Consider the following 24,010-nt stretch of genomic DNA (forward strand, 5'->3'; position numbering starts at 1 on the left):
GTCTACATCAGGGCGAGCCCGCGCGCCAATGCCCGCGCTGTGGGTTAGGATGGGACCATGATCGGTCGAAGCGTTTCCCTGGCGGCCCTGGCCGCCCTCGTCCTGGCCGCCCAGGCCTCCGCGCAGGCCGTGGAGGTCGCGCCCCTGGCGGCCCCCGACTTCTTCTCCACCGGCGCCCGGGAGACCGGACTTGCGCCGGATCTGTGGCGTGGCGCCTCGGGCCAGACGATGCGGACGGTCCTGCCCCTGCTGGCCGCCAAGCCCCTGTCCCCGGCCGCCCAGGCCCTGGCGCGACGGATCCTGGCCACCGGCGCGGCGGGCCCTGACGACGCCGGACGCGACGCGGCCGTGGCCGGCGCCCGGGTCGGCGCCCTGATCGCCCAGGGTGGGGTCAAGGACGCCGCGGCCATCCTGTCGCGCACCGCGGGCCTGGATCAGAATCCGGTCCTGGCCCAGGCCGGGGCGGAGGCGGCCCTGCTGTCGGGAGACGACGACGGCGCCTGCGCCATCTCCGACAAGCTCACAGCCGGCCGTGAGGACGCCTACTGGCTGCGCCTGCGGGCCTATTGCCAGCTCAAGGCGGGCAATTCCGGCGTCGCCCAGCTCACCTTCGACCTGGCCCAGAGCCAGGCCCGCGATCCTGTTTATGGCCGCCTGATGGGCGCCAAGCTGGCGGGCGGCGGCGATCCCGGCGCGCCCGCCCTGCGCAACGGCCTGGACTACGCCCTGACCCGCAATCTCGGTCTGCCGGTGAACGGGCCGGCCTCGCCCGCCGTCGCCGCGGCCCTGGCCGCCAATCCCACGGGCCCCGCCATCTGGTCCATCGAGGGCGGCCCGGGACCGGTGAAGGCCGCCATGGCGGCGCTGGCCGCCGGCGACCTGGCTACCGTCCAGACGATGCGCGCGGGCCTCACCGGCGACACCATCCCCGGCGCCACAATCACCGACCTCGCCCTGCTGGACGCCATGATCTCGGCGGCCTCGGGCAAGGCCGATCCCCAGACCCTGGACCGCCTGATCGAGCGCGGCGCGGTGGCCGATCCCAAGACCCGCGCCCGGGCCCAGCAGGCCGCCCTGCTGCTGGCCGCCCTCGGCGCCCCCATGAGCCCCCAGGCCCGAGGCCAGTTCGCCGGCTTCACCGCCGCCGAGGCCAAGGCGCCGGCGACCCGGGCCTTTGCCCTCGACCTCGCGGGCGCCGAGAAGCTGCCGGGGGAGACCGCCCTGCTGGCCCTATGGATCTCGGCCGACGCCGGGGCGGGCGGTCCGGCCGCCGGCGACCGGGCGCGGATCGTGCGCGCGCTGAAGGCCGCCGGCCTGGAGGAGGATGCGCGGGCCTTCGCCGTCGAAGGCCTGCTGGCCGTCCGATGAGCGCCGCGTCCGGCTGGGCCGAGGCCTTCCTGGAGATGATGGCCGTCGAGCGGGCGGCGGCCAAGAACACCATCACCGCCTACGGTAAGGACCTCGCCGACGCCTCGGGCTTCCTGGCCGGGCGCGGCCGCGACCTCGGGGACGCTTCGGCTGAGGACATCGAGGCCTATTTCGCGGCGCTCGGCGCGCGCGGTCTGTCGCCGGCCACCGCCTCACGGCGGCGCGCGGCGGTGCGGCAGTTCTACCGCTTCGTCCTGGGGGAGGGCTGGCGCAACGACGATCCCTCCCGCCGGGTGGACGCCCCCAAGCGCGGCCGGCCCCTGCCCAAGGTGCTGAGTCGCGACGAGGTGGATCGCATCATCGCCGCCGCCAGCGCCAAGGACGGCGCCCAGGGCCTGCGGATCGGCTGCGTGGTGGAGCTGATCTACGCCTCGGGCCTAAGAATCTCCGAGCTCACCGCCCTGCCCCTGGCGGCCCTGGCGCGGGACCCGGCCTATCTGATGGTCACCGGCAAGGGCGGCAAGGACCGCCTGGCGCCTCTGAACGACGCCGCGCGCACGGCTGTGAAGGCCTATCTGGAGGTCCGCAAGGCCTTCCTGCCCAAGGGCGACCTGGCCAATCCCTGGCTGTTTCCGTCCCGAGGCAAGGCCGGACGCATGACGCCGCGCCGTTTCGCCCAGCTGCTGGACGAGGCCGCCGCCGACGCCGGGATCGACCCCGCCCGGGTCAGCCCCCACGTCCTGCGCCACGCCTTCGCCACCCACCTGCTGGAGGGGGGCGCCGACCTGCGGGTCGTGCAGAAACTGCTGGGCCACGCCGACATCGCCACCACCCAGATCTACACCCACGTGGCCGGCGACCGCCTGGCCCAGGTGGTGGCCAGCAAGCATCCGCTGTCACGCAAATCGTGACCTGAAAACGGGAAAAGCCGCCCGCTCACGCGGACGGCTTCCCTCAGGGCTCTGGATCAGGCTGGGGGTCAGCCGGTGATCCGATAGCGGCCCTGGCTGTCGGGGCAGACGCGGACGTAGCGCACTTCATCGCCGTAGTTGTCCGTCGGCGCCAGGGCTAGGCGGCAGCGCTGGCGGCTGTAGTAGCTGTAGTCGTACTGGCCGGTGCGCTGACCGCGGTCGTAGCGGCTCTCGCGATAGGGCTTGGTCTCGGCGTAGTTGTAGTAGTAGCCGGCCTGGTCGCACTTGGCCTTGCCGGCCTGCTTGCCGATGCTGGCGCCCAGGGCGCCGCCGACGACGGCGCCGAGCACGGCGCCCTCGGTCCGGGCGTTGCGGGCCGCGATATTGGACCCCAGGGCCGCGCCGGCCAGGGCGCCGATCAGGCCGCCGGCCACCTGGCTGTTGTTGTTGCGGTAGGACCGGCAGGGATCGGCATAGGCCGAGCCGGTATAGGACGTGTCGCGCCCATAACGGTCAGCGTCCGCCGAACCCCAGGCAGGGGCCGGGCCGTAATTGCGGGCGTAGGCGCCGTAGCCGTAGCGCGCGTCGTAGCGGGCGCGGTCGCGCTCGTAGCGATCGCGTCGGGCGTCATAGTCGGCGCGGGCGCGTTCGTAGTCGGCCAGCTTCGCCTGATAATCGGCCTGCTCCTGCTCGTAGTTGCGCATGTCGCGCTGGTACTGCTGGGTGGGCTGGTACTGGGCGAAGGCGGGGGCGGCCATGGCCAGCATCGCCGTCGCCACCAAGGCGGTCTTGAGCGTCTTCATGGTGAACGTTCTCCTCGAACAAACGACGTAGAGCCGCCGTCTGGGCAGCCACGTGAACACTGGGGCCGTGTTGACCTCAGTTTACCAAACGTGGAGTCGTGATCGGAGTTGCACGAACGCTGTTCGATTACCGCAACGCCTTGCGCGTCTTGCCTTTGAGCAACTCTAGCAAGGCCAGGGACAGGGCCTGGGTCGATCTCAGCTTGTCGGCCAGGCTCAAGGCGATGACGGGGCCGACGTCGGTCTTGTTGACGTCGACGATGTAGATCCTGCCGCTGGGCTGGTCGCGCAGGATGTCCAGGCCGCCCCAATCGAGCCCCATCCGCGCCGCGAACCGCGCGATCAGCTCCAGCTCCTCGGGACTGTAGATGTCCTCCGGCGCCGCGCGGGTGACCGCCAGGTTGTGGATGGAGAAGCGGTTCTCCGCGGGTTTGCGCTTGATCCAGACCACGACGGGCTTGCCGCCCACGCAGGGGGTGCGCAGGTCGTGGATGTAGGGGCCGACCGCGGTGTCGACGAGCTTCTGATAGGTCTTGCCCGGCGTCCGGGGGTGCGGACAGGTGATCACCCGGCCGTCGTGCACGCCGTTCAGTTCGCCCTTCTCCACGGCCGGGCCGACGAAGGTCTCCGGATCGATGGCCAGGGGATAGCCGAACACCGCCTCGAACACCGCCGCCACATGGCTCTTGGAGACGTCCAGGCAGCCGAAGTTGAAGGCCCGCTCATGGGTGGGCGCGGCCCGCAGGCCCCAGGTGGCGTCCTCGAAGCGGAAGCAGGCGTCGGCGGCCTCCGGCGCGCGCGCCATGCGGCAGCCGCTCCAGGCCATGGCCGCCCAGATCAGGTACCAGGGCCTTGGCTTGTCGGGGACGAACCAGATGGCCGGCCCCGGCGCCCGCGTCGCCATCAGCCACCAGGACCGCGCGCGGACGATCACGTGGTAGCCAAACCAGTTGAGGCACTCCCCGATCAGGGTGGCGTCCAACCTAATCTTGGTCCCGGTCTTGTGGACCGTCAGGCCGCCGGGATGGAACTGGAAGTCGCTGAACCAGCCGCCCTTGGGCGAGAGGCTTGACGCCCCCGGCAGCAGGGGCGAGGGCGTCTGCAGTTCGCTCATGGGAGCCTCGCAATGTCTCAGAGACCGGGCACGACCCCATAGTGAACCCGCCTGGCCAGTACGCTCAAGCTGGCGAGGCGTTCCCTCCCATCTCCATCACCGCCCCCACCGCGGCGATGCGGTCGACACGGCGATAGGCCGGGTGCAGCAGCATGCCGCCGAACACGTCGGGATCGATCTCGCGATAGCGTAGGCTCGCTCCCTGCTCGGTCGCCAGGGTCTCCAGCTCGGCCTTCAGGCGGTCGCGCCCCTCGACGATGGCGCTGCCGGTGTAGAGCAGCAGGCGGCCACCGGCCGGCAGGCGCGCGAGCGCCGCCCGCGCCCAGTCCAGGGACAGCCGCGCCCCCAGCAGATCGCCGCCGTCGCGATAGGTGCGGCCGCCCGAGCCCCGCAGATAGGGCGGATTGGCGATCGCCGTGTCGAAGGGCCCGATCACCTTGGCCAGGCCGTCGCTCTCGACGATCTCGGCGCTGACCACGGCGGCCGCGGCGTTGATCCGCGCCAGGCGCAGGGCCTGGGGATTGATGTCGGCCAGCACGATGGCGGCCTGCGGACAGACCCGCGCCGCGGCGATCCCGCCGACGCCCGCCCCCGCGCCGATGTCGACGATGCGCCGTGCGGGTCCCAACTCGGCCCGCAGGAAGTCGGCGAATCGATAGCTGTCGGGACCGAGGAACACCGCGTCCCTGGCCCGGGGCGGGAAGCCCGAGTGCAGGAACAGGTCCTCCCCCAGGCTGGCGACCCGCACCTTGCTGGAGAGCCGCTGGCCGCGCTCGGCCAACACCCCGCCGGCCCGCATCAGGTCGAGGATCTCGCTGTCCACGTCGCCGGACCGGAACGGCCGGTTCCAGCCGAAGACGTCGCGCAGGGTGTGGCGTCCGCCCTGGAACAGCCGCCACAGCATCTTGCGGTGGGTGTCGGGGGTGGGGGTGACGAACCGGTAGTCCCGCGCCTTCAGGGCCTGCAGCAGGGCCACCAGGGCCTCATCCTCCGCCGTCACGAGGCGCGCGCCTGGGCGAGCGCTTCCTTGCGCAGGGCCAGCATGGAGGCGGGCATGCCCTTGGCCACCGCGCCCCGCACCATGCCGGCGGGGACCGGGGCGTCGACGGCCACGTGCAGCTCGTAGGTCACGTGCGTGCCCCCGGGGATCGCGGTGAGCTGCCACTCCCCGTCCGAGCGCTTCCAGTCCCCGCCGGTGCGGTGGAAGGCCAGGCGACGGGGCGGCTCCAGGGTCGTGCGGAACACATTGCGCATCACCGGCTTGAAGGCGTTGCCCCGCAGGCGGTGCTCACGCACGTCCCACCTGCCGGCAGGGTCGCGTTCCAGGGTCCTGCAGGAGAGCAGCTTGGGCATATAGCGCGGAGCGCCGGCGCAGTCGCTCAGCACCTTCCAGACCACGGCGGGCGGGGCGGCCACGTCCATGGCCGCGCGGATCACCCCGGCCGAGCCGCCCTCGGCCTTCGCCGACACGGTGGGCGGGGCGTTGAAGCCGCCGGCGGCCAGGGCGGGGGAGGCCAGGCCGGCGGCCAACAGCAGGGGAAGGGCGAATTTCATCCTGGCTGAGGTCTTCAGGGCCGATTTCGTTCCCGTTCGGGCCCACAGGGACCTGGCGCCGCGCCACGTACTTGTTAGGCTGAAGGTTCCCGCCTAGTTTCCGGCGCTTCCGCAAACGGAAGGAAGATTCCGCGCATGGTCGGCCACTATCTCGAGTTCGAGCGCCCCATCGCCGACCTCGAAACCAAGATCGAGGAGCTCTCCAAGCTGTCGGAGACCACCGGGTCCGGCGCCCTGGAGACCGAGATCGAGGCCCTGCGCAAACGCGCGCAGAAAATGCGCCGCGAGGCCTATTCCAAGCTCGACGCCTGGCAGAAGACCCTGGTGGCCCGACACCCGGAGCGCCCGCACTTCGTCGACTACGCCGCCGGCCTGATCGAGGAGTTCGTGGAGCTGCGCGGCGACCGCAAGTTCGCCGACGACCAGTCGATCATGGGCGGTCTGGGCCGTTTCCGCGGCCAGCCGGTGGTGGTCATGGGCAACGAGAAGGGCCGCGACACCGTCACTCGGGTGAAGCACAATTTCGGCGCCGGCCGCCCGGAGGGCTATCGCAAGGCCGTCCGCCTGATGGAGATGGCCGAACGCTTCCACCTGCCGGTGATCAGCTTCGTCGACACCGCCGCGGCCTATCCCGGCGTCGGCTCGGAGGAGCGCGGCGTGGCCGAGGCCATCGCGCGGGCAACCGAGAAGTCCCTGATGCTGGGGGTGCCCATGGTGGCCGTGGTCACCGGCGAGGGCGGCTCGGGCGGGGCGCTGGGCATCGCCTGCGGCAACCGGGTGCTGATGCTGGAGCACGCCATCTACACCGTGATCCCGCCGGAGGGGGCCAACTCCATCCTCTGGCGCGGGGCCCGCACTGCCGAGGAGGCCGCCAAGGCCCTGAAGATCACCGCCCAGGACCTGATCGGCATGAAGATCGTCGACCGCGTCATCCCCGAGCCCCCAGGCGGCGCCCACTCAGATCCGGAAGCCACCATCACCTCGGTGGGGGACGCGGTGGAGGAGGAGTTGGCGGGCCTGATCAAGATGACCGCGCCGGAGCTCAAGAAGCAGCGGGCCGACCGCTTCTACGCCATCGGCCGGACGGGCCTGCAATGAGGGCCCTGCTGATCGCCGCGGTGCTGGCGACCGGGGTCCCGGCGACCGCGCAGGCGGCGCCGAAACCCCAGACAGCCCTCGACCGCTGCCTGGCCTCGCCGGCCGGCGCCAGCACCATGGGCCAGATCCAGTGCATCGGCGACGCCGTGAAGGCGCAGGACGCGCGGCTGAACCAGAACTACGCCAAGGCCATGAAGGCCCTGACTCCGGAGCAGAAGGTCAAGCTCCGCGCCGCCCAGCGCGCCTGGATCGCCTTCAAGGACGCTGACTGCCAATCGCTCTGGGACGATGACTGGGGCACCCTGTCCCGGGTGACCGCCAATATGTGCGTCCTCGACCGCACATCCGAACGCGCCGACGAGCTGGCGAACTATCCCGACCGCTGACGTAACGGGACGGCTTGCTCAAACGCCGTTCAACAGATTGAGTGATCTCAAACATCCGTTTGGGAGGACGTCATGGCGCTGAAGACCCGTTTCACCGAGCTCGTCGGGATCGAACACCCGATCGTCCAGGGCGGCATGCAGTGGGTCGGCCGCGCCGAGCTGGTGGCCGCCGTGGCCAACGCCGGGGGCCTGGGCTTCATCACCGCTCTCACCCAGCCGACGCCGGACAAGCTGCGCGAGGAGATCGCCCGCTGCCGGACGCTTACCGACAAGCCTTTCGGCGTGAACCTGACCATCCTGCCGGCCATCAACCCGCCGCCCTACGCCGAGTACCGCCAGGCGATCATCGATAGCGGCGTCAAGATCGTCGAGACCGCCGGCAACAAGCCCCAGGAACACGTCGACGAGTTCAAAAAGCACGGCATCATCGTGGTCCATAAGTGCACCTCGGTCCGCCACGGCCTGTCGGCCGAGCGGATGGGCGTGGACGCCATCTCCATCCACGGCTTCGAGTGCGCCGGCCACCCGGGCGAGGATGACGTCCCCGGCCTGATCCTGATCCCGGTCGCCGCCGACAAGATCAAGATCCCGATGATCGCTTCGGGCGGCTTCGGCGATGCGCGCGGCCTGGTGGCGGCCCTCGCCCTGGGCGCGGAGGGCATCAACATGGGCACCCGCTTCATGGCGACGAAGGAAAGCCCCATCCACCAGGCCATCAAGGAGCAGATCGTCGCCAATGACGAGCGCTCCACCGATCTGATCTTCCGCACCATGCACAACACCAGCCGGGTGGCCCGCAACGCCGTCAGCCAGCAGGTGGTGGCGCTGGAGAAGCAGGGCGCCAAGTTCGAGGACGTCCGCGAACTGGTGGCCGGCAGCCGCGGCCGCAATGTCTACGAGGTGGGGGACAACGACGCCGGCATTTGGTCGGCCGGTCAGATCCAGGGCCTGATCCACGACATCCCCTCCTGCGAGGAGCTGATCTCCCGCATCGTGGCCGAGGCCGAGGCCCTGATCACCGGGCGGCTGGCGGGCTTCGTCACCAAGAAGCAGATGGCCAGGGCCTGATATCCGCGGTCGTTCTCGGCGCGGGTTGTGTAAGCTGAAGGTTCCCCCGAGCCTTCGAGACACAGCCCGCCCGTGCCGCCCCCCAGTTTGACGCCCAAGACCAAGGCCAACGTCTCGATGGTGATCGAGACGATGTACGCCATCGCCGCCGAACCCGATAAGTGGGAGCAGATCGTCCAGGCCCTGGACGTGGAGGCCAGCGAGCCGCCGCCGGAAGCTGAGGGCGCCGCCCGCCTGGCCGTCCTCGCCGCCGACCGGGCCGAGCCCGCCTCGGTGGGGGTGGTGCTGATCAACGCCGCTGGCGGGGCCAGCGCCTGGAACGCGGCGGGCGAGGCGGTCTTCCACCAGCGCCTGGGGGTCATCGAGGCTCAGGGCCTGAGGTTCTTCAATCCCGCCAACCACGAGGCCCTCGACCAGGCCCGCCGTCGCCTGCGCGGGACCCAGGGCCGCCAGGTCATCGTCAAGTTCGCCCAGGCCAATGACGAAGCGCCCCACTTCGCCTATGTGGTCCCCGCCGACGGCCTGCCCCCCGCCCTGGCCGCCGGCCTCGGCGGCGCCGCGACCGCGGGGGAGGGCGCCTGCGCGGTGGTCTTCCCGGCCGTGGAGGCCACCGACCGCCTGTGGGCCAACCTGCGCGAAAGCTTCGGCCTGACCCCGGCCGAGACCCGGCTGGCCGCCCGCCTGAAGGACGGCCTGACCCTGAAGGAGGCGGCGGGCGAACTGAACGTCAGCTTCAACACGGTCCGCAACCAGTTGCGCGCCATCTTCGACAAGGTGGGCCTGTCGCGGCAGAGCGAGCTGATCCGAACCCTGACCCAGCTCGGATCCCTGGCCACCTCCTTCCAGGAAAGCTCCGGCCGCGGCCTGCTGGGCCCGCCCATCGCCGCCACCGAGCGCGGGGCCGTGGAGGCCGCGCCGCCCATCCGCCACCTGACCCTGCCCGACGGCCGCCGCCTGGCCTGGCGGGCTTATGGCGATCCTAGGGGCCGGCCGGTGCTGATGGTCCACCAGGGCCTGGGCTGTAGCGTCATGCCGCGCGGCACCGACATCCTGGCCCGGGATCTCGGCCTGCGCCTGCTCTGTCCCGAGCGCCCCGGCGCGGGCCGCTCCGACCCGCGACCGGACTTCAGCTATGAGGGCGTCGGGCGTGACCTGGCCGACCTCTGCCGCGACCAGGGCCTGTCCCAGGTCCAGGTGGCGGCCTTCATGTCCGGCGCCCCCTTCGCCCTGATGGCGGCCCGCGACCTTGGCCCCCTGGCCAGCCGGGTGCTGCTGGCCTCCGCCCGGCCTTCGGGTCAGACCCTGGAGACCGAGCAGGACAGGGGCCACGCCGTGGTGCTGTTCCGCCGCCGCATCCTGCGCAACGCCTGGCTGGCCGACATGGTCTTCGCGGTCATGCGCCTGCAGCTCACCCGCCGGCAGCTGGAGAAGTTCGTCCGCGCCGCGGCCTCGGCCCCCGGCGACGCGGCCTATCTGCGCAGCCATCCGGGCGTGCTGGAGTTCATCGTCGACTACATCTCGGAGTCCCTGGCGCTCACCAGCCGGGGCATCGCCGACGAGATCAAGTGCTCGGCCCGCAGCCCCACCCTGGACCTGTCGGGCCTGGCCGCCCCCATCACCGTCTGGCACGGCGAGGAGGACCCCATGTCCAGCGCCGCCGACGTCACCGCCTGGCTGAACGCCCGCCAGCAGACCGTCCGCACCTTCCCGGGCGTCGGCCACTTCCTGCCCCACAAGCACTGGCCCGAGGTGCTGGCCTGGCTGGCCGCCTGACACGAAAAACCCGCCGGCGTGGAACGCCGGCGGGTTCTCGTGCTCTCCGGGGCTCGTCCGAGCCTAGAAGCGGGCGTTCAGGCCGAACTCGAAGTAGCGGCCGATGACGTCATAGACGCCGATCCCAGTCGTCCCGTACGGCGGCTCGACATCGGCGACGTTCTTCACGATGAAGCGCGCCTTGATCTTGTCGAGGCCCAGCGGTTGGCCCACCAGCTTGGTCAGGTCGTAGCTGAAGGCCAGGTCGTTGATCATGTAGGACTCCACCTTCAGCGGGAGACGCGTCTCCAGGGTGAAGTCGTGATTGAACTCCGACTGGCCGATATAGTTGACCGTCCAGACCACGCTGAAGGGATCGCGATCGTAAGCGGTCTCAAGCTTCCACTGCAGGTCCGAGTTGCCGATCTCGTTCTTGTCGTCGTTCAGGTCGAAGCCCAGGCCCGTCACCGAGGTCTGCTGCTTGTTCACCGCGAACAGGTCGAAGCCGAAGCCCAGCCGGCCCGGATTGCCGCCGAACCATTGGCCGATGTCCGAGAGGTTCGACAGGTCGATCTCGTAGTCGATGCCGAAGGTGAAGCCCTGGAAGTTGATGTAGCCGGCGTTGACGTAGCCGGTGGTCGGGCCGGGGATCCCCGCCGGCAGGTTCTGGGTCAGGATCTGACCGGCCTGGGCGCCCGACCCCGCGTTGCCGCGCTGGAAGCGGGAGCACGCATCCGGCTGGGCCGTCGGGGAGTCGTAGCAAACCTGAAGGATCGAGCTCAGGTTGAAGTTAAAGATCGCGTCGTTCAGGTCGATGTTGGTCCAGTCGAAGGTGATCGCCAGGCCCGGCACGAAGTGAGGCTGGATCACGAAGCCTGCCGACCACTGCTCGGCGACCTCGTTCTGGAGGCTCGGGTTGCCCCGAGTCTGGCCCTGGACCGTGGCCGACTGCACGTTCGAGGTCAGAGCGTAGTTTGCGGGCAGGCCCAGCGCCTGGAATGCGGCCTGGCAATTGGCGGTCCGAGTGGCCGGGTTCGGGCCGGTGCCGATGTTGCGCTGGTCACAGGGGTCGGTGGCGGAGGTGAAGATCGCCGCCGTCGGCAGGAACAGTTCAACGATGGCCGGCGACCGGAACGAACGGCTCTTGGACGCCCGGAACATGATGTCATCCACCGGCTTCCACCGGAAGCCATAGCTCCAGGCCTTGTCTTCGCCCGACTGTGAGTTGTCGATCTTCCGATAGGACCCCTCGAACTCCAGGCTCTTCATACCCGGCAAGGTGAAGTCGCCGCCGAACACCGGCAGCAGGGCTTCGCCGTAATATTCCTTGGTGTCGAACTTGCCGTCGATCGCCGTAATGGCGGAGCTGCGGCCGACTCCAAGTCGGGCGGGATCGTTCGGCGTGAAGCTCGATTCTTCCGTGCGGTGCTCGAAGCCGACATTGAAGCTCAGCGGACCGGCGGGCAGATCGATCAGGTCGCCGCCGAAGTTGCCTTCATAGACCGTCTGGGTGATCTCGAAGTCGCTGCGGAACTGGACCTGCACGTAGCTCAGGGCCGCGGCGCTCGGAGACCCCAGGCCGAACATGTTGAGCGGGGCGCAACCGGCGGCGCGGGCCGCGACGTCGCGGCAGACGATGGCGCCGCCCCCGTCACGCACGGCGTCGATGGCCAGAAGGAACTTCGACTGATTGATGTTGGGCGAGGAGAAGAACCCTTCCGCCCTGCCGCGGTTGGCCGACAGGTTCCAGTAGAAATTCTGCTCGAAGAGCTGCAGGTCGCCGTCGAGATTGAGGACGCCGCGCAGGGTTTCGCCCTCGGCGGTGGTCTTGTTGGTGCCGATGTCGATCGAGGCGCGATCCAGGAAGAAGATTTGATCGCCCGGCGAGGCCGTATCCGCCGGAAGCGGGGTCGGCTGCGAGAGGATCGCCGTGCGGGCCTGGGTGGTCAGGAACGGGTTGGCGGTCGAAAAGCGGAGAGCTGCTGAGTTGCCGCCGAACAGGGCGGCATTGTAGATCGGCTGGTTGAAGGGCTCGTTGCTTTTTTGCTTATTGTAGAACAGTTCGCCCGACAGGCGGATGTTGTCGGTGAACTCGTACTTCGCAAAACCTGTGACGACGTGCCGTTCCACCGGCGACTGCAGCGAAGTCAGTTCGGCCAGGTTCATGCCCTGACCGCCCGAGGCGATGGACGTCTGATAGAAGGCGCCGGTGCTGTAGGGCACCAGGTTGCCGCCGGGGCCGAACTGGGCCGTGACGCGTGCGGCCGGATTGCTCGGATCCACGATGGTCAGCAGGTTGGCGAGCGATGAACCGCTGTTGCGGAACGCCAGGCCGCCGGTGGTGACCTCCGGAATGCGGCGGTTCAGGATCAGGATGGTGCCCGGAATGTTGTCCGTCGCGCTGGTGTTCTGCGGGTTGGCGGCGAAGGCGATCTGGCGGGCCGTCACGTCGCGGTCGGTATAGGCCAAGCCCTCGACCTTGGCGTACTCGTAGCTGCCCAGGATGTTCAGACGGTCATCGAGGAAGGACTTTCCACCGGTGAAGCGGGCGCGATAGGTCGCCGCGTCACCTTCCTGAGCCACGCCGTAGAGGCCGTCGGCCTCGAAGCCCTCGAAGCGGGTCTTGGTGATGATGTTGATGACGCCCGCGATGGCGTCGGAGCCGTAGACCGCCGCGCCGCCGGCCTGGATCGTTTCGATCCGGTCGATCAGGGCGGTGGGGATGACGTTGAAGTCCACCTGGCCGCCAGCATTGGCGCCGGTGAAGATGGACGCAGCGTTGCCGCCGACGAAGCGGCGGCCATTCACCAGCGTGAGCGTGCGGTTCGTGCCAAGGTTGAAAATATTGATGTACTGACGGCCGGTGCCGAAGGAGCCCTGGTCGCCGATGCCGTTCACCGGGATGCCGGAAGAGGGGAGCTCATTGAGGGCGTCGGCGACGTTGGTGAAACCGCGCTTGTCGATGGTTTCGGTCGTGATGACCTGGATGGGCTGGATGGAGGTCAGATCGGCGCGTCGGATGCGGGAACCGGTGACGACCAGTTCTTCGACATCGACGGACTTGGCCGTTTCATTGGTCTGAGCGAAGGCGAATTGCGGCGCGGCGAAGCTGGCCGCAGCGACGGACGCGAGCAGAGCCGCTCTCAAGGCGTTCTTCATAGGATTGGTCATTCGGGCCCCCGGCCTGATCTAGCTGCGGAATATGTGGGGTTGGATCCCACGCCATGGGGCCAAACAGCGGCGTGAACTCCAGCCTTCCGAGATCAAGGCCAGAAGCCGACACATGTTGTTTGGCGGTGCCAGACGCTGTCACGCCGCCGTCACAGGATCAAAGATAAAGTTACGGGCCTGTTACGAATTGCGGCCGTGTTGTGGCGAAAAAGCGTCAATTCGTGCCAATTACTTATCGCACACAATCAATGTTTCAGGCGATTTGGGCGAGCGCCTCGCCCAGCTCGTCCACCGCCTCGGGCGTCGTGGCCCAGGAGCACATGAACCGCACCGAGCCATCGATGAACCGGTAGACGAACCAGCCGGCCTTGTGCAGCCGCTTCAGGGTGGGCTCGTCCATGGTCACGAAGACCGCGTTGGCCTCCACGGGATGGGCCAGCGGGAAGGGCATGAGGCCCACCAGGCGCTGGGCCATGGCGTTGGCCTGGGCGGCGTGGCGCAGGAAGGCGCCGTCGGCCAGCATGCCGATGAAGGGGGCGGCGTAGAACCGGCCCTTGGAGGGCAGCTGCCCCGACTGCTTCAGCCGCGCGTCGAGCCGGCGGGCCAGGGCGGGGTCGAAGATCACCACCGCCTCCGAGGGGGTCATTCCCGCCTTGGTCCCGCCCACCACCAGGATGTCGACCCCCAGGCCCTTGATGGCCTTCAGGTCGAAGCCGGCCGCCGCCGCATTGGCCAGGCGCGCGCCGTCGAGGTGGACCCGGTAGCCCTTGGCCTTCACCGGCTCGATCAGGGCCTTCAGGGCCTCGACCGAATAGACCGTGCCGTACTCGGTGGCGTTGGTGACCGAGAGCGCCGCCGGCGCCTGCCAGTGGGGCTGGTCGGGGGCCGCCAGGGGCGCCGTCAGACTGGCCGGGTCGATCCGTCCCGAGGCGCCGCGCAGGCCGATCATCCCCAGGCCGTGGCCGAAGAAGCCCGGCGCCCCGGTCTCGTCGGTGGCGACGTGGGAATGCTCGTGGCAGAGCACCGCCTCGAAGGGCTGGCACAGGGTGGCGAGCGAGATGGCGTTGGCCGCCGTGCCCGAGGCCACGAACCGCACCGTGGCGTCGGCGTCCAGCAGGGCGCGCACCGCGTCGGCCCCCTGCCGGGTGATGGGGTCGGAGCCGTAGCCGGAGGTCGCGCCGGTGTTGGCGGCCACCAGGGCGTTGATCGCCTCGGGCGTGGCGGGGGCGGTGTTGTCGGATGCGAAGTCGTATCGGGCCATCCGCCGAATAGAACCGATCCCGCGTCCTTGGAAACCGCTTTTGCGCTTAGACGCCTCGTCCCCAGTCCCGCACGTCGGCGACGAAGAGGTCCGGCTCCTCCATGGCCGCGAAATGCCCGCCGCGGGGCATCTCGGTCCAGCGGGTGATGTTGTAGGCCCGGTCGGCCCAGGAGCGCGGCGGGGCGGTGTAGAGCGGTTCGCCGGGGAAGTTGGCGAAGGCGGTGGGGGTCTCGCAGCGCTCGCCTTCCTGGAAGGCGATCCCGCCCTCCTCCAGCAGGCCGCGATAGTACCAGGCGCCGGTCGCGAAGCTGCCGGTCATCACATAGATCATGATGTTGGTGAGCATCCGGTCCTTGGGGTGGGCCTGATCCAGGGACTTCTCGCGAAGGTCCGACCAGTCGTGGAAGCGCTCGGCGATCCAGGCGGCCTGGCCCACCGGATTGCCCGCCCCCATCCAGGCCAGCGACTGGGGTTTGGAGGCCTGCAGCCGGAAATAGGCGCCCATGACGTCCATCATGGCGCCCTGGCGGGTGAGCCAGGCGATCTCGTCGGGGGTCTGAGGGCCGCCGAAGGGGCGGAAGGCCATCATGTTCAGGTGGATGGCGCGAACCTGGGCGCCGTGATCGTGGCCCAGCCACGAGGTCACCATGGCCCCCCAGTCGCCGCCCTGGGCGATGTAGCTGGGATAGCCCAGGACGTCCGTCATCAGGGTGTTGAACAGACGCGCCGTGGTCCTCTGGCCGATGGGGCGGACGGGCTTGGAGGAGAAGCCGAAGCCGGGCAGGGAGGGGATCACCAGGTCGAAGGCGTCCTTGGCGTCCCCGCCGAAGCGGGAGGGGAAGGCCAGCTTCTCGATGGCGCCCCAGAACTCGTAGTGGGAGCCGGGCCAGCCGTGGGTCACCAGCAGGGGCCGCTTGCCGCCGGCCTCGCCCACCACATGCAGGAAATGCAGGTCGTAGTCCTCGACCTTGGCGGTGAACTGCGGGAAGCGGTTGAGGTCGGCCACCGCCGAGCGCCAGTCGTAGCGCTCGGTCCAGTGCTCGCAGAGTCCCTTCAGATAGGCGCCGTCGCAGCCATAGGCCCAGCCGTCCGGAACCTCCGGGATCGCCGGCCAGGGATAGGCGCGCACCTGGTCCAGCACGGCCTGGACGTCGGCCTCGGCCCAGCGGACTTCAAACGGTTGGATCTCGGCCACGCGCGCCTCCTCTTATGATTTGGCGGCAAGCTCGGCCAGTGACGCTGGGGCGGTCAAGCGTGGAGCTAGTTTCCCGGGCGCAGGCCCCGGGCCAGGGCGTGGTTCAGGTGGCGGTGCAGCTCGCGGGCCGCGCCGGGTGGCAGCTTGCCGGCCAGCTCCAGGCCCACCGCGCCGTGGGCCGCGGCCCAAAACATCTTGCCGATCTCCTCGGGGTCGCCCGCCAGCACGCCATCGGCCACCAGGGTCTTGACGTACTGGGTCTGGGTCTCGTGGGCCCGGTGTCCCGCCGCCACCAGATCGGGATATTTCTCGACGTGCGGCTGATCGAGGTCGAACATCAGCTTGTAGGTCTGAGGGTGCTCGAAGGCGAAGTTCAGATAGGCCTCGCCCACCGCCGCCCCCTTGGCCCGCGCGCCCTTGGCCGAGGCGTAGGCGGTCTCCAGGGCTTCGGCGAACCGGTTGAATCCGTTGGTGCGCACCGCCGCCAGGATGTCCTCCTTGTCGGCGAAGTAGCGGTAGGGGGTCATGGGGCTGACCCCGAGCTCGGCGGCCAGCTGGCGCATGGTCACCGCGTCAGGCCCCCGCTCGGCGAACAGCCTTTCGGCGGCCACGCACAGGCGCTCCCGGAACTCGGCGACATCGGTCTCGGATAGAACGCGCGGCATACCGGAAACTCTAGCAAACAATTCGCTTGCAAGGCGTTACCTCTTACGCAATAAATTTACAACGTAAGAAAATACAAGGGCGGACGATGGGTGACTGGGACCTGCTGGTGGACCGCAAGGACCTGCGCAAGGCGCGAATCGCGCCGGCGCAGGCGCCGCCCCTGGCCGACGGCGAGGTTCGCCTCCGGGTCGAGCGGTTCTCGTTCACCGCCAACAACGTGACCTACGGCCTGATGGGCGACTCCTTCGGCTACTGGAAGTTCTTCCCGGCCCCCGAGGGCCAGGGCCGCATCCCGGTCTGGGGCTTCGCCACCATCGTCGAGTCGAAGGTCCCCGAGGCCCCGGTCGGCCTGCGCCTGTTCGGCTACCTGCCCATGTCGAGCGCCTTCACCATGCAGCTCGCCAAGGGCCGCGCCGGCTTCGTCGACCGGGCGCCCCACCGCGCCGAGCTGCCGCCGACCTACAACGCCTATGCCGAGGCGCCCGCCGATCCCCTGGACGACCATCGCGCCCTGCTGCGGCCCCTGCTGATGACCTCCTTCCTGCTGGACGACTTCCTGGGGGAGGACGCCGGCCTGAAGTCGCTGGTGCTCTCCAGCGCCTCGAGCAAGACCGCCATGGGCCTGGCCTGGTTCGCCAAGGCGCGCGGCCTGGAGGTCATCGGTCTCTCCTCGCCCGCCAACGCCGCGGCCATCGCGGGCCTGGGCCTCTATGACAAGGTCCTGACCTACGATCAGGTGGGCTCGCTCAAGACCGCCGGTTCCGCCGCCTTCGTGGACTTCGCCGGCGACCGGGCCACCACCGCGGCGGTGCACGCCGCCCTGGGTGCGACCCTGACCCGCAGCCTCATCGTCGGCGCCACCCACTGGGAAGCCGGACGCGAGGACGCCGCCATCGTCGGGCCCACGCCCACCCTGTTCTTCGCGCCGGACCAGATCCGCAAGCGCATGGCCGACTGGGGCCCGGGGGAGGTGGAGACCCGGTTCGACAAGGGCCTGCGCGGCTTCGTCGCCGCCAACCCCTGGCTGAGCCTGGTGTGTCACCAAGGCGCCCAGGGCCTTACCGAGGCCTATCACCAGGTCCTGGAAGGCCGCGTTCGGCCGCAGGACGGACACATCATAACGCCGGGCTGAACCGGTCATCAGAGGGAGACACGCCATGGACGGCGAGGTTCGCATCAACCCCTATCTGTCGGGCAACTTCGCCCCCGTGCGGTCGGAGGACGACTTCGATCTGGCCGTCACCGGCGAGATTCCGGCGGGCCTTCGCGGCACGCTCTACCGCACCGGCCCCAATCCGCAGTTCGAGCCGCGGGACCCCAACTATCACTGGTTCACCGGCGACGGCATGCTGCACGCCTTCCGGGTCGAGGATGGCAAGGTCAGCTACCGTAACCGCTATGTCCGCACGCCCAAGTGGGAGCTGGAGCACGAACACGGCCGGTCCCTGTTCGGCGGCTTCAACCCCATGCTCAGCGACCCGCTGGCCGCCGGCAAGGACGGCGGCGTGGCCAACACCAACATCCTCTGGCACGCCGGCCATCTGCTGGCCCTGGAGGAAGGCCACATGCCCTTCGAGGTCGCCCCGGGGACCATGGCCCCCAAGGGCTATGTCGAACAGTACAAGGGCCGGGTCACCGCCCACCCGAAGATCGACCCCAAGACCGGCGAGATGGTGTGGTTCGGCTATGGCGTCGGCGATATGCCGCTTTCGGCCGGGATGAGCTACGGAGTCACCGACGCCAAGGGCGTGGTCACCCGCCGCTCGGACTTCCAGGCGCCCTATTCGGCCATGATCCACGACTTCCTGGTCACCGAGAACTACGTGCTGTTCCCGGTCCTGCCGCTGACCGGCAGCCTGGAGCGGGCCATGAAGGGCCTGCCCCCCTATGCCTGGGAGCCGGAGAAGGGCGGCTATGTCGGGGTCATGCGCCGCGACGCCGACGTCTCCACGATCCGCTGGTTCAACGTGGCGGCCTGCTACGTCTTCCACCCGATGAACGCCCATGAGGTTGACGGCAAGATCGTCGCCGAGGTGGCGCGCTACGACGCCGCCCCCCTGTTCCCCATGGCCGACGGCTCGCCGGGCCTGCGCACCGCGGCGCGCCTCTATCGCTGGACCTTCGACCTGTCGGGCGCCAGCGACGCCATCAAGGAAGAGGCCATCGACGACCTCGACTGCGAGTTCCCCCGCTTCGACGAGCGCCTGGCCGGCAGCGCCTATCGCCACGGCTTCTATGCCGGCGACACCACCAACTCGAAATCGGTCAAGCTCAACGCCATCGCCCACATCGACCTGGCCACCGGCAAGCGGCAGGTCCACGCCTTCACCGGCGGCGACCTGACCTCCGAGCCGGTCTTCACGCCGCGCTCCGCCGACGCGGCCGAGGGCGACGGCTGGCTGACGGCGGTGGTCTATCGGGCCGCCGAGGACCGCAGCGACTTCGTGGTCTTCGACGCCCTGGACGTGGCCAAGGGTCCCATCGGCATGGCCCACATGCCCCGCCGCGTGCCCTTCGGCTTCCACGGCAACTGGGTGGCCGACTAGGTCTTCAAAGCGGCCGAGGGCTTGCCCCTCGGCCGGCTCGCCGCGATGGTCGGTCCGATGACCGCCCTGTTTGTGACTCCCGATCCGTCCCGATCCCACCCGCGCCTGCGGATGGGGCTGCGGTGGCTGCTAGCCCTGACCTATGGGGTGGTTGGCCTGGCGCACCTGCGCGGCGCCCAGGGCTTCCTGGCGATCATGCCGGCCTGGGTCCCGTATCCGCTGGAGGTCGTGCTGATCACCGGGGTCTGCGAAATCCTTGGCGCGATCGGCCTACTGATCCCGCGCCTGCGATGGGCGTCGGGCGTCATGCTGGCGCTCTACGCCGTCTGCGTCTATCCGGCCAACCTGCACCACGCCTTCGCCGGGGTGGCCCCGAGCGGTCTTCCCTCAAGCTGGTGGCGCCACGGACCCCGCCTGGCCTTTCAGCCGATCTTCGTCTGGTGGGCCCTGTTCGTCGGCGGCGTGATCGACTGGCCCTTCAAGCGGAGCGCGACATGAAGGCGATCTGGTACGACCGCACCGGCCCGGCTCGCGAGGTGCTGGAGTATGGCGAGCGGCCGACCCCGGAGCCCGGCCACGGCCACGCCCTGATCCGTGTGAAGGCGTCCGGGGTGAACCCGTCGGACGCCGGCATGCGCGCCGGCCCCGCCGCCATGGCCTATCCGCGCATCACCCCCAACAGCGACGGCGCCGGCGTGGTCGAGGCGGTGGGCCCCGGCGTGGCGCAGACCTGGGTCGGCAAGCGAGTCTGGTTCTACAACGGCCAGCGCAATGGCCGGGCCTTCGGCTCGGCGGCTGAATATATCGAGCTCGACACAGACCTGCTGATGGAGCTGCCCGACAGCGTCGAGTTCGCGCAGGGCGCGACCCTCGGCATCCCCTGCATGACCGCCCATCGCAGCCTGTTCGTGGCAGGCCCGGTCCAGGGTCGCACCGTGCTGGTGACTGGCGGCGCCGGCGCCGTGGGCCACTACGCCGTCCAGCTCGCCAAGTGGGCCGGCGCCACCGTGATCGCCACCGTCAGTTCCGACGAGAAGGGCGAGCGCGCCTTGGCCGGCGGCGCCGACCACGTCATCGACTACCGCCAGGAAAAGGTCGCCCGGCGCGTCCGGGATCTGACGGACGGGGAGGGTGTCCACCACGTCGTCGACGTCGACTTCGGCGGCAACATCGCCACCACCCTGCAGGTGCTGCGGATGAACGGCTCGGTGGCCTTCTACGCCACCAAAGGCAATCGTGAGCCGGTCGTTCCGGCGGGCGCGGTCATGGGGCTGAACCTCGGCGTCCACGGCGTCTACCTGCCGGTGACGCCCCACGAGGCCCGCAGGCGGGCGCAAGCCGACATCACCCGCTGGATCGCGACCGGGGAGCGCATCCTCTCCGTGGCGGGCCGCTTCCCCCTGGCCGACTGCGCCGGCGCCCACGAGCTGGTGGAGTCCGGCGGCAAGATCGGCACCGTGGTGGTGGAGCCGTGACCCCGGCCGAGACCGCCATCCGCGCCCGGCGCAAGCTGACCAACAAGCTGATCGCGTCCCACGAGGCCGCGCGCCTGCGCCCCTTCCTCGCGTCCGACATCAACCTGATTTCCGGGGACGGCGGCCTGCTGGTGGGGATCGAGGCGGTGCTGGCAGCCTTCGAAGCTCAGTTCCGCGACGCGAGCTTCGTCACCTACCTGCGCACCACCGAGGCCGTCCGCCCCGACCAGGAGGAGGCCCGCGCCGCCGAGACCGGAACCTGGGTCGCCACCTGGCGCGGGTCGCCCACCTTGACCGGGATCTATCTGGCGGTCTGGAAGAAGGTCACCGGCCAGTGGGTGATCGAGTCCGAGCTCTATGTGACGCTCGCCGCCGCCTGAGACCCATGCAGTCCTGCAGAGCGGGTCTGCAATCTTGACCCCTCCCGCAAAGGCCAAGCTCGCACCATATCAGGATCGTCGCCGCTCCCCCGGCGACGATCCTGCTCTTGGAGATAGACGTGAAAATCCTTTGGCCGCTGCTGACGCTCGGCGTGACGATCAGCATGGCGATGTCGACCTGGTCCGGTCACGCCTTCAGCTAGACCTATCGGCCCATCTCGGCGAAGGCCGGGATGGGCGGGTCAGGGCTAGGCCTTGACCCTCGCCGGGATCAGCGAGGCCCGGCTGTTCAGCGCCTCGCGATCGAAGCCGGCCAGCTTCTTGTACTCCCCAGCGGTCGCCTCCAGCTCCTCGCGGCTGATCACGTCGTGGACGTGGGAGAAGCCCTTGGGCGCCCGCTCCTCGGCCATCTGCATGACCTGTTCCGGGCCGTTGCCTCGGTTGGAGAGCACGATGCGGCTGGTGGCGGGCCGCCTGGCCCCCTCATAGGCCGCCAGGGCCGCGTCGACGTCGGCCCGGGTCGCCAGCTCATAGGCCAGCGTCCGGGCGTCCAGGATGGCCTGGGAGGCCCCGTTGGAGCCGATCGGGTACATGGGATGGGCCGCGTCCCCCAGCAGGGTCGTGCGGCCGAAGGTCCAGCGCTCCACGGGGTCGCGGTCCACCAGGGGGTATTCGTAGACCTGGCTCGCCCCGCGGATGATGTCGGGCACGTCCAGCCAGCCGAAGTCCCAGGTCTCGAACCGGGGCAGGAAGTCGGCCAGCTCGCCCTTGCGGTTCCAGTCCTCGCGGCGCCACTCCACCGTTTCGGGGAAACGCAGCTCGGCGATCCAGTTGATCGTGGAGGTCCCTCGCCCCTCGGCCTTCGGGTCGATGGGGTAGCAGACGAACTTCATGTCCTGGTGGCCGGCCATGACCATGGTGGCCCCGCCCAGGAAGGGCGCGCCCTCGGTCACCCCACGCCACAGCACCCGGCGGTTCCAGATCGGCGGCCCCTCGTCGGGATAGAACTGGGCGCGCAGGGCCGAGTGAATGCCGTCGGCGGCCACCACCACGTCGCCTCGCGCGCTGGGCAGGTCGGCGCCCGTCGTCCGCGAGCGGAAGCGCACCGTGGCGCCGTCCTCGCCCGTCTCGACGCCGGTCGCCTCGTGGTCCAGGCGCACCGCGCCCTTGCCCAGGCGCTCGCGCACGGCGTTGAACAGCAAGAGCTGCAGCACCCCGCGATGGATCGAATATTGCGGCCAGTTGTAGCCGGCGTGGCGCCCGCGCGGTTCGCGCCAGATCTCCTGGCCGAACCTGTTGGCGTACATCAGGGCCTCGGTGGCCACGCCGTTGTCGGCCAGCCGCTCGGCGAGGCCGAGGTCCGTCAGCTCCCGCACCGCATGGGGCAGGACATTGATCCCGACCCCCAGGGGCAGGATCTCCTGGGCGGCCTCGTAGACCTCCGCCTCGATCCCGGCGGCGTGCAGGCTGAGCGCCAGGGTGAGGCCGCCGATCCCGGCGCCGACAATGACGACACGCATATAGTTGAACCTTCCCCGTAATTGCGCTCGTTTGCTAGGCGGGCGGGGGCGAGGGCGCAAGCCTGGATGCGGGCTCGGCGGTCAGCTCAGCAGGCGGCGGATCGTCTCACGGACGCCCTTCCAGGGCGCCGGCAGGCCGTCGGGGGTGACCTGGGACTGGGGCTCCTTGCGGGAGACCAGCACCTCGATGTACTCAGCCCGGATGCCCCGGCTCATGTCGTCCAGGGTCCAGATGGTGGTGGAGAGCCCGCTGGCCTCGTCCAGGTAGTCGGCGATGTCATAGCCCCAGTCGACGGTCACCAGGGAGCCCTGAACGTCGATGGGATTGGCGTGATAGACCGGCTCCATCAGGTGCTCGACCTTGCCCTGCCGGTCGCGCCGGGCCCGCCGCACCGAGGGCGCGGCCTTGTTGACGATTGGCACGGTGCAGATGTGGAATCCGCCGGGCTTGAGCGTGCGCCCCACCTCGGCGATGGCCCGGTCGGGCGCGAACAGGTGCTCGAACACGTCCTGGGTCACCACCAGGTCGAAGCTCTTGTCGGGGAAGGTCTGGTTCTCCAGATCCTCGCAGCGCCAGCCCCATTGCGGATGAGCGGCGCCCAGGGGCACGTCGGGGCCGTAGTGGCTGGACACATAGCCCGGCGCCTCGGCCGCCAGCCGGCGGCTGGCCGCCGTGCCCGGCGAGCTCTCATGGATGGCCAGGCTCCGCCAGTCGGGGCGCAGGTCGGCCAGGACCTTCATCAGCGCCCGTTCGCGGGGTTGGCTGCCGCAATTCCCGCACAGGAAATGGTCGCGCAGCCACTCGTCCTTGGCGGTGAAGGTGGCCTGCTGTTCGCAGACCGGGCAGACGCCATCGACCTCCAGCAGGAAGCCTGACACCTAGATCAGCGCCCCGTGGCAGTGCTTGAACTTCTTGCCCGAGCCGCAGGGGCAGGGCGAGTTGCGCCCGGTCTGCTGCCAGCCGTCCGGCAGAGCCGACAGCGGCAGGGCCTGGCGTTGCTCCACCGACAGCCCGTCGGGCAGGGCGCCCATCTCGGCGGCATTCTCGCCGGTGAGCGGGTCCATGTGGACCTCGGTGTAGTTGGAGAGCGGCGCGGGCTCCTCCGGCTCGGCGTAGCTGAACTCCACCGTCATCAGCCAGCGGGTCACGTTCTGGCGCAGGTCCACCAGCAGCTTCTCGAACAGGGAGAAGGCTTCGGTCTTGTACTCGTTCAGGGGATCGCGCTGGGCGTAGCCGCGCAGGCCGATGACGTTGCGCAGGTGGTCCAGGTGCATCAGGTGCTCGCGCCACTGAAGGTCCACCATCTGCAGCAGGAAGCTCTTCTCGATGGTGCGCATCTGCTCAGGGCTGACCGCGGCCTCGCGCTCGGCGGCGCGGGTGTCGGCGGCCTTCTGGATGCGCTCCTGGATCTCCTCGTTGGCGATGCCCTCCTCGGCCGCCCACTGGGCGATCGGCAGGTCCATGCCCAGCATGGCGACCACGTGCTCGTGCAGGCCGGCCACGTCCCACTGCTCGGCATAGGCCTTGGGCGGCAGGTGGCGGGTCACTAGGTCCTCGATGGTGTCCTGGCGCATCTCGTTGATGACGTCGGACAGGTCGGCGGCGTCCATGAACTCGGCGCGCTGCTCGAACACCGCCTTGCGCTGGTCGTTCACGACGTCGTCGTACTTCAGCAGGTTCTTGCGGATCTCGTAGTTGCGCTGCTCGACGCGCTTCTGGGCCGTGGCGATGGCGCCGTTCA

The 24,010-nt window shown here is 69.5% G+C and carries 22 protein-coding genes; 11 read left to right on the forward strand and 11 right to left on the reverse strand.

The genetic code is table 11. The features are described from left to right. Window positions 1-57: 57 nt before the first annotated feature. Together Q7T09_RS09645 and Q7T09_RS09650 are read left to right on the forward strand one after the other, a co-directional pair. Window positions 58-1,368 carry a hypothetical protein gene (locus tag Q7T09_RS09645; RefSeq protein ID WP_304699389.1) on the forward strand — a complete coding sequence of 437 codons (1,311 nt, stop codon included), beginning with the start codon at window positions 58-60 and terminating at the stop codon, window positions 1,366-1,368. Further along, the gene (locus tag Q7T09_RS09650; protein WP_304699390.1) at window positions 1,365-2,279 is read left to right on the forward strand and encodes a site-specific tyrosine recombinase XerD; all 915 of its coding nucleotides are present in this window, start codon (window positions 1,365-1,367) and stop codon (window positions 2,277-2,279) included. The genes Q7T09_RS09645 and Q7T09_RS09650 overlap by 4 nt, the downstream gene beginning before the upstream one ends. Window positions 2,280-2,347: 68 nt before the next feature. Here Q7T09_RS09650 and Q7T09_RS09655 read toward each other — a convergent pair whose 3' ends face one another. From Q7T09_RS09655 to Q7T09_RS09670, 4 genes are all read right to left on the reverse strand, one after another. Then, the gene (locus Q7T09_RS09655; protein ID WP_304699391.1) at window positions 2,348-3,082 is read right to left on the reverse strand and encodes a glycine zipper 2TM domain-containing protein; all 735 of its coding nucleotides are present in this window, start codon (window positions 3,080-3,082) and stop codon (window positions 2,348-2,350) included. 127 nt (window positions 3,083-3,209) lie between these two features. Continuing rightward, window positions 3,210-4,196: a hypothetical protein gene (locus tag Q7T09_RS09660; protein WP_304699392.1), complete on the reverse strand. Its 987-nt coding sequence runs from the start codon at window positions 4,194-4,196 to the stop codon at window positions 3,210-3,212. 64 nt (window positions 4,197-4,260) lie between these two features. Beyond that, entirely contained in the window at window positions 4,261-5,196 is a 936-nt protein-coding gene (locus tag Q7T09_RS09665; RefSeq protein ID WP_304699393.1) for a methyltransferase, read from the reverse strand. Next, on the reverse strand, window positions 5,193-5,750 hold the full coding sequence (locus tag Q7T09_RS09670) for an SRPBCC family protein (protein ID WP_304699394.1): 558 nt from the start codon (window positions 5,748-5,750) through the stop codon (window positions 5,193-5,195). Before Q7T09_RS09670 ends, Q7T09_RS09665 begins: the two co-directional genes overlap by 4 nt. A gap of 135 nt (window positions 5,751-5,885) precedes the next feature. Here Q7T09_RS09670 and Q7T09_RS09675 point away from each other — a divergent pair, with 135 nt between their 5' ends. The 4 genes from Q7T09_RS09675 to Q7T09_RS09690 all read left to right on the forward strand — a co-directional run bounded on the left by Q7T09_RS09675 (window position 5,886) and on the right by Q7T09_RS09690 (window position 10,075). Beyond that, the gene (locus Q7T09_RS09675) at window positions 5,886-6,848 is read left to right on the forward strand and encodes an acetyl-CoA carboxylase carboxyltransferase subunit alpha (RefSeq protein ID WP_304699395.1); all 963 of its coding nucleotides are present in this window, start codon (window positions 5,886-5,888) and stop codon (window positions 6,846-6,848) included. Further along, a complete protein-coding gene (locus Q7T09_RS09680; protein ID WP_304699396.1) occupies window positions 6,845-7,234 on the forward strand; it encodes a lysozyme inhibitor LprI family protein in 390 nt (129 codons plus the stop codon). Before Q7T09_RS09675 ends, Q7T09_RS09680 begins: the two co-directional genes overlap by 4 nt. 72 nt (window positions 7,235-7,306) lie before the next feature. Beyond that, entirely contained in the window at window positions 7,307-8,302 is a 996-nt protein-coding gene (locus Q7T09_RS09685; RefSeq protein WP_370689226.1) for an NAD(P)H-dependent flavin oxidoreductase, read from the forward strand. Between the two features lie 72 nt (window positions 8,303-8,374). Continuing rightward, complete coding sequence (locus tag Q7T09_RS09690) at window positions 8,375-10,075, forward strand: alpha/beta fold hydrolase (protein ID WP_304699397.1); 1,701 nt, start codon at window positions 8,375-8,377, stop codon at window positions 10,073-10,075. Between the two features lie 63 nt (window positions 10,076-10,138). Here Q7T09_RS09690 and Q7T09_RS09695 read toward each other — a convergent pair whose 3' ends face one another. The 4 genes from Q7T09_RS09695 to Q7T09_RS09710 all read right to left on the reverse strand — a co-directional run bounded on the left by Q7T09_RS09695 (window position 10,139) and on the right by Q7T09_RS09710 (window position 16,346). Further along, on the reverse strand, window positions 10,139-13,225 hold the full coding sequence (locus Q7T09_RS09695; RefSeq protein WP_304699398.1) for a TonB-dependent receptor domain-containing protein: 3,087 nt from the start codon (window positions 13,223-13,225) through the stop codon (window positions 10,139-10,141). Between the two features lie 253 nt (window positions 13,226-13,478). After that, a complete protein-coding gene (locus Q7T09_RS09700; RefSeq protein WP_304699399.1) occupies window positions 13,479-14,486 on the reverse strand; it encodes a low specificity L-threonine aldolase in 1,008 nt (335 codons plus the stop codon). A gap of 46 nt (window positions 14,487-14,532) precedes the next feature. Continuing rightward, the gene (locus Q7T09_RS09705) at window positions 14,533-15,681 is read right to left on the reverse strand and encodes an epoxide hydrolase family protein (RefSeq protein WP_304699400.1); all 1,149 of its coding nucleotides are present in this window, start codon (window positions 15,679-15,681) and stop codon (window positions 14,533-14,535) included. Between the two features lie 65 nt (window positions 15,682-15,746). Then, the gene (locus Q7T09_RS09710; protein WP_304699401.1) at window positions 15,747-16,346 is read right to left on the reverse strand and encodes a TetR/AcrR family transcriptional regulator; all 600 of its coding nucleotides are present in this window, start codon (window positions 16,344-16,346) and stop codon (window positions 15,747-15,749) included. A gap of 86 nt (window positions 16,347-16,432) precedes the next feature. Between Q7T09_RS09710 and Q7T09_RS09715 the strand changes: the two genes are divergently transcribed. The 5 genes from Q7T09_RS09715 to Q7T09_RS09735 are packed head-to-tail and all read left to right on the forward strand — an operon-like array spanning window position 16,433 to window position 20,748. Continuing rightward, window positions 16,433-17,479 (forward strand): DUF2855 family protein, encoded by a 1,047-nt coding sequence (locus Q7T09_RS09715; RefSeq protein WP_304699402.1) that lies wholly within the window; start codon window positions 16,433-16,435, stop codon window positions 17,477-17,479. 25 nt (window positions 17,480-17,504) lie between these two features. Then, window positions 17,505-18,893, forward strand: coding sequence for a carotenoid oxygenase family protein (locus tag Q7T09_RS09720; RefSeq protein ID WP_304699403.1), 1,389 nt, complete (start codon window positions 17,505-17,507; stop codon window positions 18,891-18,893). A 57-nt stretch (window positions 18,894-18,950) separates the two neighbouring features. Continuing rightward, a complete protein-coding gene (locus Q7T09_RS09725; RefSeq protein WP_304699404.1) occupies window positions 18,951-19,391 on the forward strand; it encodes a DoxX family protein in 441 nt (146 codons plus the stop codon). After that, window positions 19,388-20,368 carry an NADPH:quinone reductase gene (locus Q7T09_RS09730; RefSeq protein ID WP_304699405.1) on the forward strand — a complete coding sequence of 327 codons (981 nt, stop codon included), beginning with the start codon at window positions 19,388-19,390 and terminating at the stop codon, window positions 20,366-20,368. The genes Q7T09_RS09725 and Q7T09_RS09730 overlap by 4 nt, the downstream gene beginning before the upstream one ends. After that, window positions 20,365-20,748: a nuclear transport factor 2 family protein gene (locus tag Q7T09_RS09735; RefSeq protein WP_304699406.1), complete on the forward strand. Its 384-nt coding sequence runs from the start codon at window positions 20,365-20,367 to the stop codon at window positions 20,746-20,748. The genes Q7T09_RS09730 and Q7T09_RS09735 overlap by 4 nt, the downstream gene beginning before the upstream one ends. Window positions 20,749-20,996: 248 nt before the next feature. On the opposite strand, the gene Q7T09_RS09740 is transcribed toward Q7T09_RS09735, so the two are convergent. The 3 genes from Q7T09_RS09740 to Q7T09_RS09750 all read right to left on the reverse strand — a co-directional run. Continuing rightward, window positions 20,997-22,268, reverse strand: a complete 1,272-nt coding sequence (locus tag Q7T09_RS09740) for a flavin-dependent oxidoreductase (RefSeq protein WP_304699407.1) — start codon at window positions 22,266-22,268, stop codon at window positions 20,997-20,999. Between the two features lie 81 nt (window positions 22,269-22,349). Beyond that, window positions 22,350-23,147, reverse strand: a complete 798-nt coding sequence (locus Q7T09_RS09745) for a class I SAM-dependent methyltransferase (RefSeq protein ID WP_304699408.1) — start codon at window positions 23,145-23,147, stop codon at window positions 22,350-22,352. Next, on the reverse strand, window positions 23,148-24,010 hold an 863-nt coding region (locus tag Q7T09_RS09750), incomplete at its 5' end, for an SEC-C metal-binding domain-containing protein (RefSeq protein WP_304699409.1). It abuts the gene before it with no gap.

The organism is Phenylobacterium sp. (genome assembly GCF_030645195.1).
Classification (GTDB): domain Bacteria; phylum Pseudomonadota; class Alphaproteobacteria; order Caulobacterales; family Caulobacteraceae; genus Phenylobacterium.

What these genes read in the sequence shown, in the direction of transcription:
- Q7T09_RS09670 (WP_304699394.1), bottom strand. Translation starts at nt 5,750, where the DNA reads ATGAAATTCGCCCTTCCCCTGCTGTTGGCCGCCGGCCTGGCCTCCCCC.
- Q7T09_RS09730 (WP_304699405.1), top strand. Translation starts at nt 19,388, where the DNA reads ATGAAGGCGATCTGGTACGACCGCACCGGCCCGGCTCGCGAGGTGCTG.
- Q7T09_RS09645 (WP_304699389.1), top strand. Translation starts at nt 58, where the DNA reads ATGATCGGTCGAAGCGTTTCCCTGGCGGCCCTGGCCGCCCTCGTCCTG.
- Q7T09_RS09655 (WP_304699391.1), bottom strand. Translation starts at nt 3,082, where the DNA reads ATGAAGACGCTCAAGACCGCCTTGGTGGCGACGGCGATGCTGGCCATG.
- Q7T09_RS09685 (WP_370689226.1), top strand. Translation starts at nt 7,307, where the DNA reads ATGGCGCTGAAGACCCGTTTCACCGAGCTCGTCGGGATCGAACACCCG.
- Q7T09_RS09700 (WP_304699399.1), bottom strand. Translation starts at nt 14,486, where the DNA reads ATGGCCCGATACGACTTCGCATCCGACAACACCGCCCCCGCCACGCCC.
- Q7T09_RS09695 (WP_304699398.1), bottom strand. Translation starts at nt 13,225, where the DNA reads ATGACCAATCCTATGAAGAACGCCTTGAGAGCGGCTCTGCTCGCGTCC.
- Q7T09_RS09715 (WP_304699402.1), top strand. Translation starts at nt 16,433, where the DNA reads ATGGGTGACTGGGACCTGCTGGTGGACCGCAAGGACCTGCGCAAGGCG.
- Q7T09_RS09725 (WP_304699404.1), top strand. Translation starts at nt 18,951, where the DNA reads ATGACCGCCCTGTTTGTGACTCCCGATCCGTCCCGATCCCACCCGCGC.
- Q7T09_RS09675 (WP_304699395.1), top strand. Translation starts at nt 5,886, where the DNA reads ATGGTCGGCCACTATCTCGAGTTCGAGCGCCCCATCGCCGACCTCGAA.
- Q7T09_RS09660 (WP_304699392.1), bottom strand. Translation starts at nt 4,196, where the DNA reads ATGAGCGAACTGCAGACGCCCTCGCCCCTGCTGCCGGGGGCGTCAAGC.
- Q7T09_RS09650 (WP_304699390.1), top strand. Translation starts at nt 1,365, where the DNA reads ATGAGCGCCGCGTCCGGCTGGGCCGAGGCCTTCCTGGAGATGATGGCC.
- Q7T09_RS09740 (WP_304699407.1), bottom strand. Translation starts at nt 22,268, where the DNA reads ATGCGTGTCGTCATTGTCGGCGCCGGGATCGGCGGCCTCACCCTGGCG.
- Q7T09_RS09720 (WP_304699403.1), top strand. Translation starts at nt 17,505, where the DNA reads ATGGACGGCGAGGTTCGCATCAACCCCTATCTGTCGGGCAACTTCGCC.
- Q7T09_RS09710 (WP_304699401.1), bottom strand. Translation starts at nt 16,346, where the DNA reads ATGCCGCGCGTTCTATCCGAGACCGATGTCGCCGAGTTCCGGGAGCGC.
- Q7T09_RS09680 (WP_304699396.1), top strand. Translation starts at nt 6,845, where the DNA reads ATGAGGGCCCTGCTGATCGCCGCGGTGCTGGCGACCGGGGTCCCGGCG.